Below are 18,095 nucleotides of genomic sequence, written 5' to 3'. Positions count from 1 at the left end.
TGCCCCTCATTTTTTATCCCTCATTTGTTTCAATTTTCAAGCCATTTTCATGAACCGAAGCTTTCGTCCTCACAATGGATGAGGGTTCATCAATATCAAGCGCTTGTATCCCTCATCTTTTATAAAGACAATATCAAGGGTGCTTTTTTTTTCCATCACCTTCAAACATCGCACGAATAGAAGGTCTCTCCTACAACGCATGAGAATATATAAAGACCAGTATTCATTTTCTGCCCGCCCTTCACGCGCTGTTTTGTTGGTAAGCGGTTTTTCTTCGCTGCCAGATTTCTTGATCCAACTTATCGATCTTTTTTTTCAACAAACGCGTAAAGATGATACGGACCACAAAGGCAACAGGAATGAGCACAAAAAGAAGCATTGATATAAAACCCAATATTAATGTTAAAATGAACAGGATATAATTCGACCACTCTGTCAAATCCCACTCAAAAAATATAACGAGTGCCACTTTAAAAGCGGTAATAATGAAAGCAATGCAAAAGATGACTTTATAATTTTTGCTTGTCAAAAACGCTTCTTCAAGCGAAAAAGACCGTAACTCTTCATACAATGGTGCATTTTTTCCATTGCCCCTCATTTTTTATCCCTCATTTGTTTCAATTTTCAAGCCATTTTCATGAACCGAAGCTTTCGTCCTCACAATGGATGAGGGTTCATCAATATCAAGCGTTTGTATCCCTCATCTTTTATAAAGACAATATCAGGGGTACATTTTTTTCATCAACTTCAAACATCATGTTTTTATTCCCCACAATATATCCTCTGCTGTCTTAAGGCTTCTCTTTTCTCGTCGATCAAATTTTCATAAAATATCTTCTTCTATTGCACAAATTTGGGTCTCTGACTCTAAAATTCTAAGTGCTCTTTTTATTTTCAGGAAGATAAGCTGCTTTCCAAAGAAGAAGCAAACGAGTGCAAGAAAATCGTAACGAGGTTGCTTTGTCTTTATGACGATTTGAATCATCAACAACAAAACCGGCCCAAATTGATTTTTTCGATATTTTTTTTCAAAGCCCAAACTTTCATCTTCCATAAAGCTTTTATGAGAAAGCTGCCAAATGTTAACATCAGCAAGCAATGTCAAAGCCCCAAGGGTGTGCAAGTAAAGAAGAAGCCACTTGAGAGATAGAACAATTTCCTTTTCCTAAGGAAGGGTGCTCTATTGAAAGCCCAAACACGCGGCCAAGATAAACCTCAGTCCCAGATCAACCTCAGTCATCGCCTTATCTCAAGCTTCCTCAAGCACACGACGTAAACGCCCTACGCTTACCTTTTCCTCAAAAATTTTAAATCTCTTTTCCTTAAAACCCACCCCTTTGCCTCAATGCCTCGTTGTCAATCTGGCCCCCCCAAAAATGATAAAGCCTCAAAATGATAAGGATTAATTATTTGGCAAGCCGCCGCATGTATACCAGCGTCTCTCACAATTCCATAACCAAATTGCACAAAACCTTTTTCATCCAGAGAGAGAGAAACTGTCCTTAGCGGTCTCGTAAATAAATAACGGTCTCGTAAATAAATAGATGTCCCTCTTTTCTTTCAATTTCCCCCCTCCACCCCAAGCTCTTTAAAAGCACTGTTGCCCTTTCCATAGAGCAAAACGCCTTGATCAAAAACTTAAAGCTTTTGGCGCGTCTTCTCTATGCGTCTTACCTCTCCACCTGCAAGAAAATGGGCTCTTCTTCCCCAAACACCAGAATATCTTTTGCTTTAAGTATAGATTTTTCGCTCTCAATATCGCTTGGTAAGACACATTTTTATGCTTGATAAAAGAAAATAAGTTACAAGATTTTCTCTCTTTAAGAGAACAGAAACAACAAGTAAAGTCCAAGAGCAGCCCCTCTTCACTTCCCCCTTAAAAGCTCACAAGAATCCCCACTCAAACAAAAGTACCACTCAAGCAAGAGCACCAATTCTTTAAAAAACACGACACAAATATAAAAAAGCATAAAACGAGAAGTACACCCATGCACCTTAATGAACAAGTCAAAAGCAAGGCTCAACAAAAGCCTCTCTTCACTTTTTCCCCTCGCTCATTTTTCTCTCGCTCACTTTCCCTCGCTCACTTTCCCTCGCTCACTTTCCCTCGCTCACTTTCCCTCGCTCACTTTCCCTCGCTCATTTTCCCCTCGCTCACTTTCCCCTCGCTCACTTTCCCTCGCTCATTTTCCCCTCGCTCACATCGTATAATATGACGGGTGCTCCTTTCTGCTCAACCTCTTCTTCTAATTGCCGTATCATTTTGTTCAACTGACGGGTCACGATAAAACGCATAATAAAAACAATCGGTAAGAATAAAAAAACACAGGCAAGCATCCATGCCAGTGGCTCGAATACGACAAGAGAAACAAAGTCCTGCCCTCTCCATATTTTAACGACAACAGTTATAACTATTGGAGCAGTCGCCATGACCGTAGAAAGATAGAATATTTTTTTATAGTCTTGCCAAACAAGAGAAAGCTGTTTTTTATCAAACATTCTGCTGCTTTTTTATTTTTGGGAGATCTGTTTTAAGGCAATATCGCGTTCATTCAACACGCATTTCAGTTCCTTTTTCACGCGACAATAAAGCCTCGCACGCTTGATAAACAGGTAATAAATGACAACGATTGGCGCCCATATTAAAACACCTAAGAGCGTAAAACACAGGAAAGAAATGGCTATTAATGTTATAAGACTACTCGTCATTTTGTCCCCCTTCCACATTCTGCATACGCATTGCCTGATCGCGTTGTTGTATCGCTTCTTCCAATTGTTGAAGTATTTTGTTCAATTTTCTCGTTAACTTTATGCACATGATCCCAATGATCGGAAAAAAGAGAAGAACCCCTAACCATATAAGGCTCAACAGCTGCATGATAAAGGCAACATTATCATTTTTCCACCATACAAAATTTGCGATAGAGAAAGCAGATTGCAAAACAGAAAAGAGAATAAGGATAAAAAAGATTATTTTACATTCTTTTGAATAAAAAGGCAGAGATTCTTTGAAGTTAAGAAAGCGCATTTTCGCATCAAGGGTCTTATGGGCGAGATTGTGTCTTTTCATTTCTCCCCGATCATTGCGCAATTGTTGTATGGCGTGTTTTTGTTGCGTCGTACTCTTTTTCAAGTCTTGAGCGAGTTTAAAAGATAACCTGATATGCTTGATCAACAAGTAAGGAAGCCTAACAATGACCATAACCATTAAAATGGCAATGACGATGCCCCCTAAAAAAGCTAAATGTTGCATCATAATGCTCCCTTTTTTTCCCTATCGTATTGATGTGAAATCATCATTTTTATTCTCTTCTCAAGCAAATGTTTCTAATTCCTTTACTGTTTCTTGCACGCCATACTGAAGGAAACTATGGAGAATTAAAATGACAGGTAAAGAAACAACAATACATGCCCAGACCCAAAACAGCAGTTTCATGACAAAATCAATAATGTGAAGCACTATAGGCGCGTAATTGTGCAAAAAAACCGCAGATTTTGGAAGAAAAGCTGAAAAAACGACAAAACCTGTGCAAAGTGCAACCATAACGAAGGCGATAGAAAAGATCATAAAATAATCTTTTTTTGAGAGAAGCAAAGATTCTTGAAAAGAAAAGGCACGCAACTGTGTTGTAAGAACTGTCCTCTGTCCTCTACCCTCTACCTGATAATGCCCTAAATTCTGCGCTGCACCCTTTTTTAATTTTCGCTGCGTCACCAATAACAAGATTGTCCGTTTTATCAACGAATAATAAAGTGCAACGATTGTCACCATGGTAGAAAGGAATACCATAAAAATTGCAGAACAAATAAAAATTGTCGTCCCTACGGCAGTCAACATTCCAATGATTAAAGAAGCGGTCACTTTCCCCCCTATTGTCTTCTGTTAAGAGATTGGTTGTCTAGCTGTTGCTGCTCTGGCAAGGTTTCCCATTGTAGCATCATTTCCTTCACATCCCGTTTAAATACGGCGTTAAAGACAAAAAAGAGCGGACAAAAACCAAAAAGAACGCCAAAAATCATTTGCGGTAAGAGACATAAAAAAGCCCAAATACTATTCCACCCCGCATCAAGAACATGCTGAATTATAGGATTTTGGAAAGGGTGTTTAAGACTTTCCTGAAGTCTTTCCTGAAGACTTTCTTGTTTCATTTGTCCCAGTGCTTGGAGCTGTTCTTTGGATATAACGTGAAAAAATTCCAAAGGATCCATATAGGCAGACGCGGAAAAAAGCACCAACAAGAGGATAGCCAAACAACAAATGATGATATAATCGCTTGTTGAAAGCATCATCCATTTTTTGAAAGTTGCCGATTGATCTAACACTGACTGTGATACAAAAGCCTTATCTCCCTTATGGGCAAATTGGTGTTGTGATTTATCTTCGATCATACGGATACTCCCCCACTTCTAAAATTCCCACTCTTCAATATTTGATAGCACGCCACCAGCGCGGTAAATTCGCTTAGCACCCTTCTCAGAGTAATGCAAGCACTATAAATCCCCTCTACGTATTTTATTCATTTGCCCTATACGCGCTTATACATGAAGCACTATACGTGAGGCGCTTACAAGCCAAAACACCCCTTTCCCCAAGGTGGTGCCCCCATATTGAAAGCCAAGCACGCTGCCAAGATCAACCTCAGTCCCAGATCAACCTCAGTCATTGCCTCATCTAAAGCTTCCTCAAGCACACGACGTAAACGCCCTACGCTTACCTTTTCCTCAAAAATTTTCAATCTCTTTTCCTTAAAACCCACCCCTTTGCCTCAATGCCTCGTTGTCAATCTGGCCCCCCCAAAATGATAAAGCCCCAAAATGATAAGGATTAATTATTTGGCAAGCCGCCGCATGTATACCAGCGTCTCTCACAATTCCATAACCAAATTGCACAAAACCTTTTTTATCCAGAGAGAGAAACTGTCTTTAGCGGTCTCGTAAATAAATAACGGTCTCGTAAATAAATAGATGTCCCTCTTTTCTTTCAATTTTCCCCCTCCACCCCAAGCTCTTTAAAAGCACTATTACACTTTCCATGGAGCAAAACGTCTTGATCAAAAACTTAAGCTTTTGGCGCGTCTTCTCTATGCGTCTTACCTCTCCACCTGCAAGAAAATGGGCTCTTCTTCCCCAAACACCAGAATATCTTTTGCTTTAAGTATAGATTTTTCGCTCTCAATATCGCTTGGTAAGACACATTTTTATGCTTGATAAAAGAAAATAAGTTACAAGATTTTCTCTCTTTAAGAGAACAGAAACAACAAGTAAAGTCCAAGAGCAGCCCCTCTTCACTTCCCCCTTAAAAGCTCACAAGAATCCCCACTCAAACAAAAGTACCACTCAAACAAAAGTACCACTCAAGCAAGAGCACCTCTCAAGCAAAAGCACCAATTCTTTAAAAAACACGACACAAATATAAAAAAGCATAAAACGAGAAGTACACCCATGCACCTTAATGAACAAGTCAAAAGCAAGGCTCAACAAAAGCCTCTCTTCACTTTTTCCCCTCGCTCACTTTCCCTCGCTCACTTTCCCTCGCTCACTTTCCCCTCGCTCACTTTTCCCTCGCTCACTTTCCCTCGCTCACTTTCCCTCGCTCACTTTCCCCTCGCTCACTTTCCCTCTCTCCCTTTCCCTCGCTCACTTTCCCTCTCTCCCTTTCCCCTCGCTCACTTTCCCTCATTCACATCGTATAATATGACGGGTGCTCCTTTCTGCTCAACCTCTTCTTCTAATTGCCGTATCATCTTGTTCAACTGACGGGTCACGATAAAACGCATAATAAAAACAATCGGTAAGAATAAAAAAACACAGGCAAGCATCCATGCCAGTGGCTCGAATACGACAAGAGAAACAAAGTCCTGCCCTCTCCATATTTTAACGACAACAGTTATAACTATTGGAGCAGTCACTATAACCGTAGAAAGATAGAATATTTTTTTATAGTCTTGCCAAACAAGAGAAAGCTGTTTTTTATCAAATATTCTGCTGCTTTTTTATTTTTGGGAGATCTGTTTTAAGGCAATATCGCGTTCATTCAGCACGCATTTCAGTTCCTTTTTCACGCGACAATAAAGCCTCGCACGCTTGATAAACAAGTAACAAATTGTCCAAACTGGCACCCACAATAAAATATTTACGATCATATATAACAGGAAAGAAATGGCTATTAATGTTATAAGACTACCCGTCATTTTATCCTCCACGCCCATTCTGCATACGAATTGCCTGATCGCGTTGTTTTATTGCTTCTTCCAATTGTGGAAGTATTTTGTTCAATTTTCTTGTTAACTTTATGCACATCACCCAAATGATCGGAAAAAAGAGAAGAAATCCAATCCATAGAGAAGCGTTCAACAGTGACATGATCCCGCTGATCATATCACTCTTCCACCATACCAAATTTGCGATAGAGCAAGCAGCCCGCAAAACAGAAAAGAGGACAAAGATAAAAAAGATTATTTTACATTCTTTTGAAGAAAGAGGCAGAGATTCTTTGAAGTTAAGAAAGCGCATTTTCGCATCAAGGGTCTTATGCACAAGATTGTGTCTTTTCATTTCTCCCTGATCATTGCGCAATTGTTGTATGGCTTGTTTTTGTTGCATCGTACTCTTTTTCAAGTCTTGAGCGATTTTAAAAGATAACCTCATATGCTTGATCAACAGGTAAGGAAGCCTGACCATAACTATAGCCATTAAAATGGCAATGATGGTGATCCCTAAAACAGCCAAACATTTTATAACAATAGTCATTTTTCCCCCCTATCGCATTGATATGAAATCATCATTTTTATCCTCTGCTCAAACAAATGTTTCTAACCTCTTCATTGTTTTTTCCACGCCATACTGAAGGAAACTATGGAGAATTAAAATGACAGGTAAAAAAACAATAATCCATAGCCAGAACCACAACAGCAGCTGCATGACAAACATGCCAACCGTAAACAATAGAACCATATAACCGTGTAAAACAATCGCAGATTTTATAAGAAAAGAAAAAAAAGCTATCAAACCTGTAAGAGACACAATCACAATGAAGGCTAGAAAAAAGATGATAAAATAATCTTTTCTTGAAAGTTCCAAAGATTCTTTAAAAGAAAGGGGGCTTAATTCTATTGCACAAACTGTATTCTGTCCTTTCCCTCCTGCCTGATTATGCCTCAAATTCTGCGCTGCACCCTTTTTTAATTTGCGCCGCATCCAAAACAACAATATTGTCCGTTTTATCAACGAATAATAAAGTGCAAAGATTGTCATGACGGTAGAAAACAGTATCATGATCTCCCCGAGAAACATGAAAGCACCCAACCCTCCTGTGATCAACATTCCAAAACTCCTTACAAAAGAATTAGCCTCTCGTTTCCCTATTGTGTTCTGTTGAGAGATTGGTTGTCTAACTGTTGCTGCTCTGGCAATGTATCCCACAGCTTCATCATTTCCTTGACATCCCGTTTAGAGATGGCGTTAAAGACAAAAAAGAATGGAAAGAACAGCACAAGACAAAACCAAATCATTTGCGGTAAGAAACATAAACAAGCCCAAACACCATTCCATCCTACGTTACGCAAAAACAAAACAGCAGGATTATTTTCAAAAGGCTGTTTCAAAATCTCCTTAGTCATTTTTCGAAGATCTCCTTGTTCCATTTTCTCCAGTGCTTGAAGCTGTTCTTTAGATATAATGTGAAAAAACTCCAAAGGGCTCATATAGACAGTCGCGGCAAAAAGCACCAACAAGGGGATAGCCCAACACAAAATGATGACGTAATCTCTTCTTGAGAGAGCCGTCCATTTTTTAAAAACTGCAGACTGTTTCACCCCTAGCTGTGATGCAAAAGCCGTATTTCCCTCATGGATAGATTGGTGTTGTGATTTATCTTCGATCATATGGATATTTTCTCACTTCTAAAATGCCCACTCACTCTTTGAAAACATGCAACCAGAAAAACCGATTTATCGAGCACTCTTTTCACCATGAAACCCGTGCTATAGGACTTTTTAAGTCTATTTTTTTAAATTCCCTATACGCGACAACATACAATCTCTCAGGCTTACAAGCACAAACGCTATTGTGTCTCCTTATCTATGACCCACACCTTAAAAGACAATGTTTCACAAAACTCAACAAGCAAAAATATTCAATCTAAAAAATATATGATGTGTAAAATTTTACTAATAACATACTGATTTATAACAATTTATTATTTAGCACCTTAAATGAGAACCCTAAATAGCATAGGATTGTCTTATTCCAAACCTGTTCCATATTGGGCCAATCCAAACCATGTCTCTTGCGCGTTACAAGCAGAAAGAGCCATATAGAGTAAAATATTAAGAAAGGATGATAAATGCCTCTAAGGAAGCGTCTCAAATGCCAAGGGCTGTCGCAAAAATGAGAGCTGGCAAAATGTGTGATGCTATGGACTTTCTTCTTCACAAGCGTAAAAATGGAAGTGTGCAATAGATTTTATATTATTCAAACTTTATATGGATTTCATTGGGGGACTGTATCGTTATACCCTTCATGAGCACCCTTGCGAAATGGTCAAAAGAGAACCCTAAGACATGGCTCTTTAAAAAGCAACACAACACAAAGTCGAACAAGCAACCGATTATCCAGTATGAAAAGCGCGCGACAAACAACCTTAATCCTCATTTGAAAGCTTCTTAATTAAAAAGGCTTCATTAAAGATGAAATATCTCACAGCCCCCACATTTATAAAGCCCCTACATTCATCAAGGCATCTCCCATAAAAGCATCTTTTTATAAAGGCATTTTCTTCTTATAAAAACAGCTTCTTTCGATAATGCATCCTTTCCTTTAAACGACATCCCCTCGTCTTATGATGAGATCCATTAAAACGGAAAATTTTATACTCTATAAAGGATACTTATAAAGGAAATACCAAACCAAATAGCGAGATCATTCACAGTTTATTTTAAGCCGATAAACGATATTTTATTTGAAAACATAGAGCATCTTATGCTATTATAATAGGATACGGAGGTTTGCTTTTTGCCGCTCTCTGCCACTCAAAAGAAGACAACATATCTCCTATAAAGGATAAAAGTATGCTTAACAGCGTGATGTATATCAAATATCTTGGGAAAGCGCCCACCAACAAAAAAATAAGAGAACCCAAATAACAAGCTCCCAACTTAAGAAAACAATGACCTTTCAAAAGTGGAATTGAAAAGTTTCCACAAAGCGCTCGTGAAAAAAGAGACAAATAATCCCATTAGAAAAAACTTCCTATTAGAAAAGACGATGACATGCCCTTGAAATCCATTCTTATTTTTTCATTCACATTTGACAAAAATTTTCCTTCAATCTCTCAAGAACAGTTAAAAAATATTTAAAAAGCAAATAATTCGCTATCCATGAAAAAATAAGCATGATAGGGGCGGAAGATAAGACTGATAGGGATAAGATAAAAAAGGTAAGAAACACTTTAAAGATGATTTTTTCGCCCCACACCGTTGCTTTTCTTTGCATTTAAAACGCCTTTAGTATCGTTTGTTTTTTGATCTGCAACGGCTGATATTTCCCAGTATTTGCTCACTCCCCCCCCCAGTATTTTCCTCCTTTTAAGTATTTTCTCCCTTTTAAGTATTTTCCCCCTCTTAAGTATTTGCTCCCCCCAATATTTGCGCCAAGTGCTTTTTACATCACTGTCCCCCATCAACAGACAGTTTCTTTTTCATTCAAATGGTTAAGTTCATGAAAATACGTAAAAAACGCGGTAGACCGAAAATAACAGGAAAGCGAGAGCCCAAAGGCCGTATTTCACGTGCCCAAAGCTCCAGCGAATCTGCGCTTCAATCTGCGATTGAAATGCGTGCAAAACACTTTGGTTTAAGCCTCGAAGAAGCGAAAAATCCGCTTGTTGGGACCTATATTGGGCGTCTTTGTTTGCTTGGCTATAAAGAGGCTTCATCAGGCATCAGTAAAGAGCAATATGACACGGCACAACAATACTTGCAAATTAGAAACGACTATTTATGTGCAAAAGGTTTACCAAACGGTTATTACGATGGTTTTACACACAGCGCATCAGATGAGAAAGCAAAAAAGCAATGGGTCCAAAGAGCAACGGAACACTATGAAAATATGCAAGAAGCAATTAAAGAAGCACAATATCTACATCGTCAACACAACTTTCATGCGGCATTACACTATCTTGTTATAGAAGATCAACCGCTGCCTAATCTTGTTGGTTCGTTGCGTATTATTCTTGATGCCCTTTATAAACATTTTGATAGTTCTACCCAAAAGAGCCTTTGCTAAAACAGCCATTGTTTCTTCTCCTTCACACAGGATAAAGATTCTCCCCCTCCTTTTATAACATGCCTCTTTATAACCAGCTCCTTTATAAAGTCCCCTTTTGGCAGGGTGCATTTGAGATCCACTGAGCTTGCCCTTTCATAGAATTTCATGGAATTAACAAGCTTAAAGCGCACAACAAACAAGCTTTAAAATATCCACCACGCCCTTAAAAAAAAATACTTCAACCTGTCAAAGAGACTTAACCTTATATCTACCCATGCCTCACTTAACCATGCCTCAAAGGACAATAATTCACGGCATATTCACGGCATGGGCAGGATAAATATTTGCCCCTCTTTAAAACAGCAACATTCTCCCCTCTACCCCCATTGTAACAAACCACCCTCATCATAAACTTCGCCCAATATCGCGACATCCTTAGCTTTTAAGACAATTCATTATCGTCATTTTACGTCTTTTCTTGTACAATTCTATATGGCTTTCCTGATCTTATGACGGACAAACGCTATGGCTTTTATTTCAGCATAATCTGGGTTTCTCATTCAAAATAAATAATGATAAAATATCCACTATAAATCAATAGCTTATCATTAAAACAACCCGTTGATCTTTTACAAAATTAAAAGCATCATCCCTTAAAGGAAAGAAAAAGCCCCTACCAACAATCTTCTCCCTCATCAACAACTGCACCGATAACCCTCCACCCATCACACCACCGCTAATACGACAGCCAGCACAACCCCAATCGCCCCCACAAATCGCCAACACCTAAAGCTTTGCCCCCGCAACACCATCCAACCACCGCCTTCCCAATTTCATCAATAAAATACCACGGATTTCAAAACCACAATTCTCCCTTCATCTTGTCCACGCCTTTCTCAAAGGAGAAAATGTTTTTTGCCACATCAAAAACTTTTCCATTAAAACAAGATATTTTGCTGCATAGCTAATGAATGAGCTTTTTTCTGTAGATTTTTTTCCACGATAAAAAAGGAAAAATAATCGTTTTGCGGTTGACAGAATATGAAAAATCGTATTTAATGACAGGTGCGGTAAGGGGTTTTCTGCGTCCAGATTTCATCATAAAATTTTCGCATTATTATAGACTATTATAAGTTATTATAGACTGTTATAAACAGTGTGTTTCGCGACAATGTTTAAAACTTTACGGTTTGAAGGTATCTTTCGTCTTTTTCTGACTGTTTTCTTTTGCATCACCCAATTTGCATCACCAACAGCCCCATAATTTTGAGATTTTCAAAACAAGCCGTATTCACTACGGGCTCCCAACAGAACGCCCTAATAATCCCCCCATAAAATACCAATATCATACATCACAGCAATGATGAGCAATACACGCATAAAAATATGAAAACGGCATCATTATGCTCTCATCGCCTCACCTTTCAAGATGCAAAGGCTTTTTTTCAAAACATTGTTTAGCCAGAATTGAAGAAGATAATATCACCTATCGATCATCAGCATGGAGGCTAAGATTATGAAGCCACAAGATTCTCCCCCACCTCATTCCTCACAAACACCAGAAGGCGCAAGCGCACCTGAAGGGGCGCATGCAAATGCATCATTAGACACTCTTGCTGCACATTTAGAACGGCTTAACATCGAAAAAATAAAAAACACTCCTTTCAACCGTGCCGAGTTAAAAGATATTGTTGCTGGTTTAGAACAACATAATGCCGATGGCAGTTGGATCAAAAATTATTATGACATTTTAGATCTTTACATGATGCCAGCCTTGGTAGATCAAGCAAATCGTAAATATCCAGAGATGAATCTTAAACTTGCAATGACACCTGACGACTTTGCACTCTCACTAAAAGAAACGCTCGAAAAGGGCATAAAATCTTCTAGGCTGATCGTTAACGCAAAAGATAGGGGAATTCATTTTGCTGTCATTGATCATCAAACCATAGGGGACAAGACATCTCTGATATTTTTAGAACCTACCTCACTGCGTGACACACTCCCCGCCTTACTGGCATTAAGAACGCGACAATCCATTGAACATCACCAATTGCCTAACATTCATTTTGCCATGGCAGAAATGAATATTCAACGCAGTTCCTCTGAATGTGGGATGTTCAGCTTAAGCCTTGCTAAAAAGCTTTATCTCGAAGCTCAAAAATTAGAAAGACTACACAAAGATAATATTAAGGGTGTGTTATGTGAACCAGATACGCCTTTACCTGCTGAAAAATTAGATCCATATCTTCCAGCTCGTTTATACAAACACGTGCAAGGCAGAAGACGTCTTGGGGAATATCTAAAAGCCAATCCAGAAGCAGCACATGAAAAAGTAAACAAAAAAGGCGAAACCCTAAGAGAGAGGTTTGAGAGAAGCTTGGTGGCAACAGAGACAAAAACTGTTTCTGTTTCACAACACAGAAAAAGAGCAACAGAATACAAATCTCTAATGATGTAATAAGCATTTGGCCATAGCCCTATTCCACATCCACAAAGAATGGCGCTCTGCGGCTTTACGGTAAGATATAAGTTGCTGTTAGCAAATCTTCTTTTCCCTTTGAAAGAAGTAAAGAGCTAAAGATGCAAACAGTAAGCAACATGATCTCTTAAAAGACAAAAAGATACCTTGCCTTTGACTCTGAAAAGCGTGGGGTTTTGTCTTTCGTAACAATTTTTTTAAATAAAGATGATTGCATCTCTTTGTTTTTTTTAGCTAAAAAATCTTTCCTGCAAACATTGTTTAGCCAGAATTGAAGAAAATATTATTTTCTACCAATTATCAATATGGAGGCTAATAGTATGAAGCCACAAGATTCTTCCCTCCCTCATTCCTCACAAACACCAGAAGGGGCAAGTGCAAATGAATCCTTAGAAGACCTTATTGCACGTTTGATGCAAAGTTCCATCCAAACAGAAGAAGAACATGTTGCACCAAGTTCTGACGAATTAAAAGATATTATTACAGGCTTAGAAGATGATCTCGTCACCGGCCGTTGGATTAACGCTTATTATGAAAACACAGATATTAGATTGATGCCGGCTCTCGTAGAAAAAGCAAACAGCAAATATCCAGACATGAATCTCAAATTGGCTCTTACAGCAGAAGAGTTTTCGCACGCACTAAAAGAAGTCGTTGAGAGCGACGCGAAATCTGCCCGATTTATAGTCAATTCGGGAAGCAAAATCCACTTTGCCGTCCTTGATTATCAAAAAGTTGATGACAAAATCTCTTTGATTATGCTTGAACCTACAACATTTCAGAATATCACAGCTTGCAAACTAGGGATAAAAATAAATCAAACCCTTCAATGTCTTCAACTGCCTCCTTATTCTTTTACCACGGCAGAAATGGATATTCAGCGAAGCTCTTCTGAATGTGGGATGTTCAGCTTAAGCCTTGCCAAAAAGCTTCATCTTGAATCTGATAAATTAGCAAGATTGCACAAAGATAATGTTAAGGGTGCATTATGTGAACAAAATTCATCTTTATCTGCTGAAAAGTTAGATTCCTATCTTCCAACCACTTTTTATAAACACACACAAGGAAGAAGACGTCTAGAACACTATTTAAAAGCCAATCCGGATGCTGAACATGAAACAGTAAACAAAAAAGGTGAAACTCTGAGAGAGAGATTTGAAAAAAACTTAAGAACAACAGAAGGAAAAACTGTTTCTGTTTCCTCCCACCAAAAAAGGCTCACTGAATACAAATCTTTATCGATGTAATTGAGGCTTTTTCCATATTCCTATTCATCAAAGAACGAAGAGAGGCTGCTTTACAGCTAAGATTTCTCTAAGCAAACCAGCTTTTGCGCTCATAAAACAAAAATAGCAAACAACTTTCCTCTTAAAGAAAAAGCACCATTGTCCTATAAAAACCATCCCCTCTTAAAATTGTATCAAAATTCCAAAGCTCTTGTTAGCCCAAAGCTCTTTGTAATAATGAGACTATTTGGATAAGCAAAACGCTTGATACATAAAATATTTAATGCTTTCGTCTTCAGTAAAAGCATATGTCTTGTTTTTCTGAGAGTATCCACTTCGTATCTCAAACACCCCCACATCAATGCCATACGACCAAACAACCGCAATAGACCACACTTATCGTGCATCAACCAAACAACCGCCCGCACGAAGAAAGCTCCATCAAAAACACCAGGACAAGGTCTTAAAATCAACAACCTCTCTTAACGGAAAACGCCTGCCCAACTATTTATCCCTCTTGCCCAACCATTATCCCTCTTTGCCAACCATTACCCCTCTTGCCCAACTATTTATCCCTCTTAGCCAACCATTACCCCTCTTTGCCCAACCATTACCCCTCTTTGCCAACCATTACCCCTCTTTGCCAACCATTACCCCTCTTGCCCAACCATTACCCCTCTTGCCCAACTATTTACCCCACTTGCCCAACCATTACCCCTCTTTGCCCAACCATTACCCCACTTGCCCAACCATTACCCCTCTTAGCCAACCATTATCCCCATTCCCTAAGATGTCACAACCAACCTTTTGATTTCATAAAAGTTTCACATCTCTTCTGTTTTTGAAGCGTGAAAAATTTCATTTTTAATCTGTCAACCAGCCTCACGTTACCGTGAGGCTTTATTTTATGGAGAAGCAAATGAGAAAAATATCTAAAGCAGGGCTTGCACTCATTAAACAATGGGAAGGATTGCGTTTACATGCCTATAAAGATGCCATCGGGGTGTGGACAATCGGCTATGGTCATACCAACACGGCTGGCAAACCGTTCGTTCACAAGGGCATGATCATTACTGAAAAACAAGCAGAAGAAGTTCTTTCTCAAGATTTAAGACAATTTGAGAATACCGTTGAAAAACATGTGCGGGTTTCCTTAACGGATGAACAATTCGCCGCGCTCGTATCGTTTTGCTATAATATAGGAACATCGGCTTTTTGTAATTCGACCCTGCTCAAAAAACTCAATAATGGCGAATATGAAGCCGTCCCTGCTGAGTTACAAAAGTGGACTAAAGCAGGAGGAAAACGTCTTCACGGTTTAGTGCACCGTCGTGCAGCAGAAGCGGGATTATGGGCAAAAGGGGCTTATGTTTCTCCCAACTACCAAACCGTAGAAACGCAAACACCCATGGGATTTTTCAAAGCAGAAGCGCTTACACCGATTATTGGTTCTTTTTCTGGACTTGGGGGCTTATTGGCAGGTAATGGTCCCATCCAATGGGCATTGGCAACCATTATGGTTTTAGCCGCCTGCGTTGGCATTTTCTTTGTGGCAAAACGGTTTCGGGAGCAGCGCTTATGATGTGGTGGTTGAAAAAAAATCTGATGATAACAGGAGCGGCTCTGACCGCTTTTTTTATCGCTTTAGCAAAAGCTTTCACTCTTGGAAAGAAGGTTGAACAACAAAAGCAAATAGAAAAAACGCTAAAGTCATCAACAACACGGCTAGAGGTGGAAAATGAAATTAATCAAAAAAGTGATGCTGATGTACGCGCTGCTCTTACTCACTGGTTGCGCGATAAAAACAATCAATGAGCCTTTTTCTTGCGTTGGTTGGATGCCCATTTATTTAGACAAAAAAGATCTCAATATCATCAGTTCAAATCTCGCAAGAGATATTTTAAAGCATAACAAACAAGGGGAAGGCTTGTGTGGGTGGAAACATGGCTAGAAAAAAAACAGAGCTTACAGAAAAGGAAAAAGAAATCCTACAAGAAATCATCACAACGTATAAAAGTGTAAAAATGATGTCACGCTATACGAAGTGGATTATATTCATCATTTTCTTATTAGCACTTGATTTTTCACGGATCATAGATGTGCTGGGAAGTATTTTTACACAAAAATCGAATATTCAGCTCTAAAATAAATAAAAAACGTGAGACGTGTTAAATCTTTTTTTAAAATATAAAAAGCCATTCGTTATTTTTTGAAAACACGGAGATTTTATTGATGATTTTTTCACGTCTCACGAGAAATTTTTACACGCCTCACAAACGTCGTGCTCTTCACAAACGCTTTCATGAAATGAATTTAAGGGCATGAAGAGAGATTTTTAACCAACGCGTAAGTCAGCAACTTTGGTAACATAAGAAAAGGATCATACCAACGTACATTTTTTTAATAAACTATTGATATCCAAATGATTTTATACTCTTCATAAATAGCATTGCCAAGAATTTGTATTAAAAGACATTTCTTTTAAAGAAGCGCATAAACAAGCAATGTAATGGTAGCCTTACATAAAACTTCTCATCTTTACGTTGAATAAAAAAGCAAGCCGGCTCCTCCCACCCTCCCAATTTCCACCCTCCCAATGCCCTGCCTCTCAATGCCCTGCCTCCTCAATTCCCTGCCTCCCAATGCCCTGCCTCCCAATGCCCTGCCTCCCAATGCCCTGCCTCTCAATGCCCTGCCTCCCAATGCCCTGCCTCCCAATGCCCTGCCTCCCAATGCCCTGCCTCCCAATTCCCTGCCTCCCAATTCCCTGCCTCCCAATTCCCACCCTCTCAATTCCCTGCCTCTCAATTTCCACCCTCCTCAATGCCCTGCCTCTCAATTTCCACCCTCCCAATGCCCTTATGTTCTATGCATAAAGGTCAAGTTGAAGAGAATATATGGAAAATCCTTGGCTCGAAAATATGAAAAGAAGGCATGAGGCTACAACAGAATTTCGCGTGCCTTTATCATCAGAAGCATTAAAAATTCTAAAACAAGCGCGCCTACTGTCTCGTAATGATTTTTTTCGGCTACCTGTCATGGTCCCCTTAGCTCAAAAATTGCTCCCCACTCAAGAATTTTCTGTCACAATATAGGCAACAAACAGAACTTGAGTATAACAACATGGGTTTGGCTCCAGTTTAGGTGATGAGCTTACCGAAAAAAAGATGAGAGCAAGGCGAAAAATTAGCTTTTATCTTTAAGCTTCTCAAATGGAGCAGTCTCCCCATTTCAGAGATCAACGAAACAGAGAGATGCTTATTCTCCTATGCAAAAGCTTGAAATACCAGCATCTTATTCATAAAAAAACAACCCAGCCCCATCATGCTCTTTTCAACTCTGTCTTTCCAACGCTCAATAGGTACTAACTCTTAGCTACTGACTTTTAATGATTGCGTTGGTTCATAAAACCGTAGTGACCTCTCACCTTATGAAGCACAAACACAGGATTTTTTAACGGTGCATACATAAACCTAAAATGAAAAAATAGAACTGTATTAGGAATAAATGACTATAAGTCAAAGAGTTATATTTTTATTAGCACAATATTTTCAAAGGAAACCACGATCCCCACACAATAGAAACATTTCATAAAAACAAGAGAAAAAGCTATGGATTAAGAGTGAGCTTCATTCACAATGACGGTAGATCAACCAGAGGAGAGTAGAACAATCCTATAAGATAAAGAAACTGTCATAAAAGGAAAATTCGTATGAAACGTGAAAAAGCATAAAGAAACGGGCACAGAAGACCCGTTTCTTTATTACGTCTATGGAAAAGAGCTTAGAAATCCATTCCGCCCATTCCACCCATTCCACCAGCAGGCATCGGAGGCATTGGTGTATCTTTCTTTGGAACTTCAGCAACCATTGCTTCTGTTGTGATCAGAAGGCTCGCAATTGAAGCCGCATTCTGAAGAGCAGAACGCACAACTTTCACAGGATCAACAATTCTTGAAAGCAATCAAATCACCAAATTCACCGGTTGAAAAACATGAAAAAGCATAAAAAAAAACGGGCACAGAAGACCCGTTTCTTTATTATTTCTATGGAAAAGAGCTTAGAAATCCATTCCGCCCATTCCACCCATTCCACCAGCAGGCATCGGAGGCATTGGTGTAT

The 18,095-nt window shown here is 39.0% G+C and carries 21 protein-coding genes and 1 pseudogene; 8 read left to right on the top strand and 14 right to left on the bottom strand.

Features of this window, described 5'->3' with window-relative positions:
• Nucleotides 1-241: 241 nt before the first annotated feature.
• From ACFILL_RS04020 to ACFILL_RS03970, 11 genes are all read right to left on the bottom strand, one after another.
• Nucleotides 242-598: a hypothetical protein gene (locus ACFILL_RS04020; protein ID WP_273790884.1), complete on the bottom strand. Its 357-nt coding sequence runs from the start codon at nucleotides 596-598 to the stop codon at nucleotides 242-244.
• Nucleotides 599-823: 225 nt separating this feature from the next.
• Nucleotides 824-1,099: a hypothetical protein gene (locus ACFILL_RS04015; RefSeq protein WP_375643312.1), complete on the bottom strand. Its 276-nt coding sequence runs from the start codon at nucleotides 1,097-1,099 to the stop codon at nucleotides 824-826.
• A 1,070-nt stretch (nucleotides 1,100-2,169) separates the two neighbouring features.
• Nucleotides 2,170-2,499 (bottom strand): hypothetical protein, encoded by a 330-nt coding sequence (locus ACFILL_RS04010; RefSeq protein WP_375643311.1) that lies wholly within the window; start codon nucleotides 2,497-2,499, stop codon nucleotides 2,170-2,172.
• A 199-nt stretch (nucleotides 2,500-2,698) separates the two neighbouring features.
• Nucleotides 2,699-3,256 (bottom strand): hypothetical protein, encoded by a 558-nt coding sequence (locus ACFILL_RS04005; RefSeq protein ID WP_375643309.1) that lies wholly within the window; start codon nucleotides 3,254-3,256, stop codon nucleotides 2,699-2,701.
• Between the two features lie 57 nt (nucleotides 3,257-3,313).
• A complete protein-coding gene (locus tag ACFILL_RS04000; protein WP_375643308.1) occupies nucleotides 3,314-3,862 on the bottom strand; it encodes a hypothetical protein in 549 nt (182 codons plus the stop codon).
• A gap of 8 nt (nucleotides 3,863-3,870) precedes the next feature.
• Nucleotides 3,871-4,389 carry a hypothetical protein gene (locus ACFILL_RS03995; RefSeq protein ID WP_375643307.1) on the bottom strand — a complete coding sequence of 173 codons (519 nt, stop codon included), beginning with the start codon at nucleotides 4,387-4,389 and terminating at the stop codon, nucleotides 3,871-3,873.
• Nucleotides 4,390-4,565: 176 nt separating this feature from the next.
• Nucleotides 4,566-4,736 (bottom strand): hypothetical protein, encoded by a 171-nt coding sequence (locus tag ACFILL_RS03990; RefSeq protein WP_375643306.1) that lies wholly within the window; start codon nucleotides 4,734-4,736, stop codon nucleotides 4,566-4,568.
• A 930-nt stretch (nucleotides 4,737-5,666) separates the two neighbouring features.
• On the bottom strand, nucleotides 5,667-5,909 hold the full coding sequence (locus ACFILL_RS03985) for a hypothetical protein (RefSeq protein WP_375643304.1): 243 nt from the start codon (nucleotides 5,907-5,909) through the stop codon (nucleotides 5,667-5,669).
• 283 nt (nucleotides 5,910-6,192) lie between these two features.
• Nucleotides 6,193-6,750, bottom strand: a complete 558-nt coding sequence (locus tag ACFILL_RS03980) for a hypothetical protein (protein ID WP_375630976.1) — start codon at nucleotides 6,748-6,750, stop codon at nucleotides 6,193-6,195.
• Nucleotides 6,751-6,798: 48 nt separating this feature from the next.
• The gene (locus ACFILL_RS03975; protein ID WP_375630975.1) at nucleotides 6,799-7,323 is read right to left on the bottom strand and encodes a hypothetical protein; all 525 of its coding nucleotides are present in this window, start codon (nucleotides 7,321-7,323) and stop codon (nucleotides 6,799-6,801) included.
• Nucleotides 7,324-7,361: 38 nt separating this feature from the next.
• On the bottom strand, nucleotides 7,362-7,883 hold the full coding sequence (locus ACFILL_RS03970) for a hypothetical protein (RefSeq protein ID WP_375643303.1): 522 nt from the start codon (nucleotides 7,881-7,883) through the stop codon (nucleotides 7,362-7,364).
• 1,834 nt (nucleotides 7,884-9,717) lie between these two features.
• On the opposite strand from ACFILL_RS03970, the gene ACFILL_RS03965 reads away from it, so the two are divergent.
• Entirely contained in the window at nucleotides 9,718-10,284 is a 567-nt protein-coding gene (locus ACFILL_RS03965; protein WP_375630973.1) for a hypothetical protein, read from the top strand.
• Between the two features lie 576 nt (nucleotides 10,285-10,860).
• Here ACFILL_RS03965 and ACFILL_RS03960 read toward each other — a convergent pair.
• A complete protein-coding gene (locus tag ACFILL_RS03960) occupies nucleotides 10,861-11,052 on the bottom strand; it encodes a hypothetical protein (protein WP_375643302.1) in 192 nt (63 codons plus the stop codon).
• Nucleotides 11,053-11,782: 730 nt separating this feature from the next.
• Between ACFILL_RS03960 and ACFILL_RS03955 the strand changes: the two genes are divergently transcribed.
• A complete protein-coding gene (locus ACFILL_RS03955) occupies nucleotides 11,783-12,727 on the top strand; it encodes a YopJ/AvrA family T3SS effector serine/threonine acetyltransferase (RefSeq protein WP_375643301.1) in 945 nt (314 codons plus the stop codon).
• Between the two features lie 341 nt (nucleotides 12,728-13,068).
• Nucleotides 13,069-13,995, top strand: coding sequence for a YopJ/AvrA family T3SS effector serine/threonine acetyltransferase (locus ACFILL_RS03950; protein WP_375643300.1), 927 nt, complete (start codon nucleotides 13,069-13,071; stop codon nucleotides 13,993-13,995).
• 173 nt (nucleotides 13,996-14,168) lie between these two features.
• Here ACFILL_RS03950 and ACFILL_RS03945 read toward each other — a convergent pair whose 3' ends face one another.
• Complete coding sequence (locus ACFILL_RS03945) at nucleotides 14,169-14,447, bottom strand: hypothetical protein (RefSeq protein WP_375681083.1); 279 nt, start codon at nucleotides 14,445-14,447, stop codon at nucleotides 14,169-14,171.
• A gap of 446 nt (nucleotides 14,448-14,893) precedes the next feature.
• Between ACFILL_RS03945 and ACFILL_RS03940 the strand changes: the two genes are divergently transcribed.
• The 5 genes from ACFILL_RS03940 to ACFILL_RS03920 all read left to right on the top strand — a co-directional run bounded on the left by ACFILL_RS03940 (nucleotide 14,894) and on the right by ACFILL_RS03920 (nucleotide 17,069).
• Nucleotides 14,894-15,556, top strand: a complete 663-nt coding sequence (locus ACFILL_RS03940; RefSeq protein ID WP_375643299.1) for a lysozyme — start codon at nucleotides 14,894-14,896, stop codon at nucleotides 15,554-15,556.
• Nucleotides 15,553-15,789, top strand: coding sequence for a hypothetical protein (locus ACFILL_RS03935; RefSeq protein ID WP_273790902.1), 237 nt, complete (start codon nucleotides 15,553-15,555; stop codon nucleotides 15,787-15,789). The genes ACFILL_RS03940 and ACFILL_RS03935 overlap by 4 nt, the downstream gene beginning before the upstream one ends.
• The gene (locus ACFILL_RS03930; protein WP_273790903.1) at nucleotides 15,713-15,925 is read left to right on the top strand and encodes a hypothetical protein; all 213 of its coding nucleotides are present in this window, start codon (nucleotides 15,713-15,715) and stop codon (nucleotides 15,923-15,925) included. Before ACFILL_RS03935 ends, ACFILL_RS03930 begins: the two co-directional genes overlap by 77 nt.
• Nucleotides 15,918-16,118 carry a hypothetical protein gene (locus ACFILL_RS03925; RefSeq protein WP_273790904.1) on the top strand — a complete coding sequence of 67 codons (201 nt, stop codon included), beginning with the start codon at nucleotides 15,918-15,920 and terminating at the stop codon, nucleotides 16,116-16,118. Before ACFILL_RS03930 ends, ACFILL_RS03925 begins: the two co-directional genes overlap by 8 nt.
• A gap of 753 nt (nucleotides 16,119-16,871) precedes the next feature.
• Nucleotides 16,872-17,069 (top strand): hypothetical protein, encoded by a 198-nt coding sequence (locus ACFILL_RS03920; protein WP_375630965.1) that lies wholly within the window; start codon nucleotides 16,872-16,874, stop codon nucleotides 17,067-17,069.
• Between the two features lie 688 nt (nucleotides 17,070-17,757).
• Here ACFILL_RS03920 and groEL read toward each other — a convergent pair.
• A pseudogene (gene groEL / locus ACFILL_RS03915) lies at nucleotides 17,758-17,962 on the bottom strand (chaperonin GroEL); the annotation flags it as partial.
• Between the last annotated feature and the right edge of the window lie 133 nt (nucleotides 17,963-18,095).

This window comes from Bartonella sp. AP20NXHL (assembly GCF_042196165.1).
Lineage (GTDB): Bacteria > Pseudomonadota > Alphaproteobacteria > Rhizobiales > Rhizobiaceae > Bartonella.
This window is presented reverse-complemented; position numbering and strand designations above follow the sequence as displayed.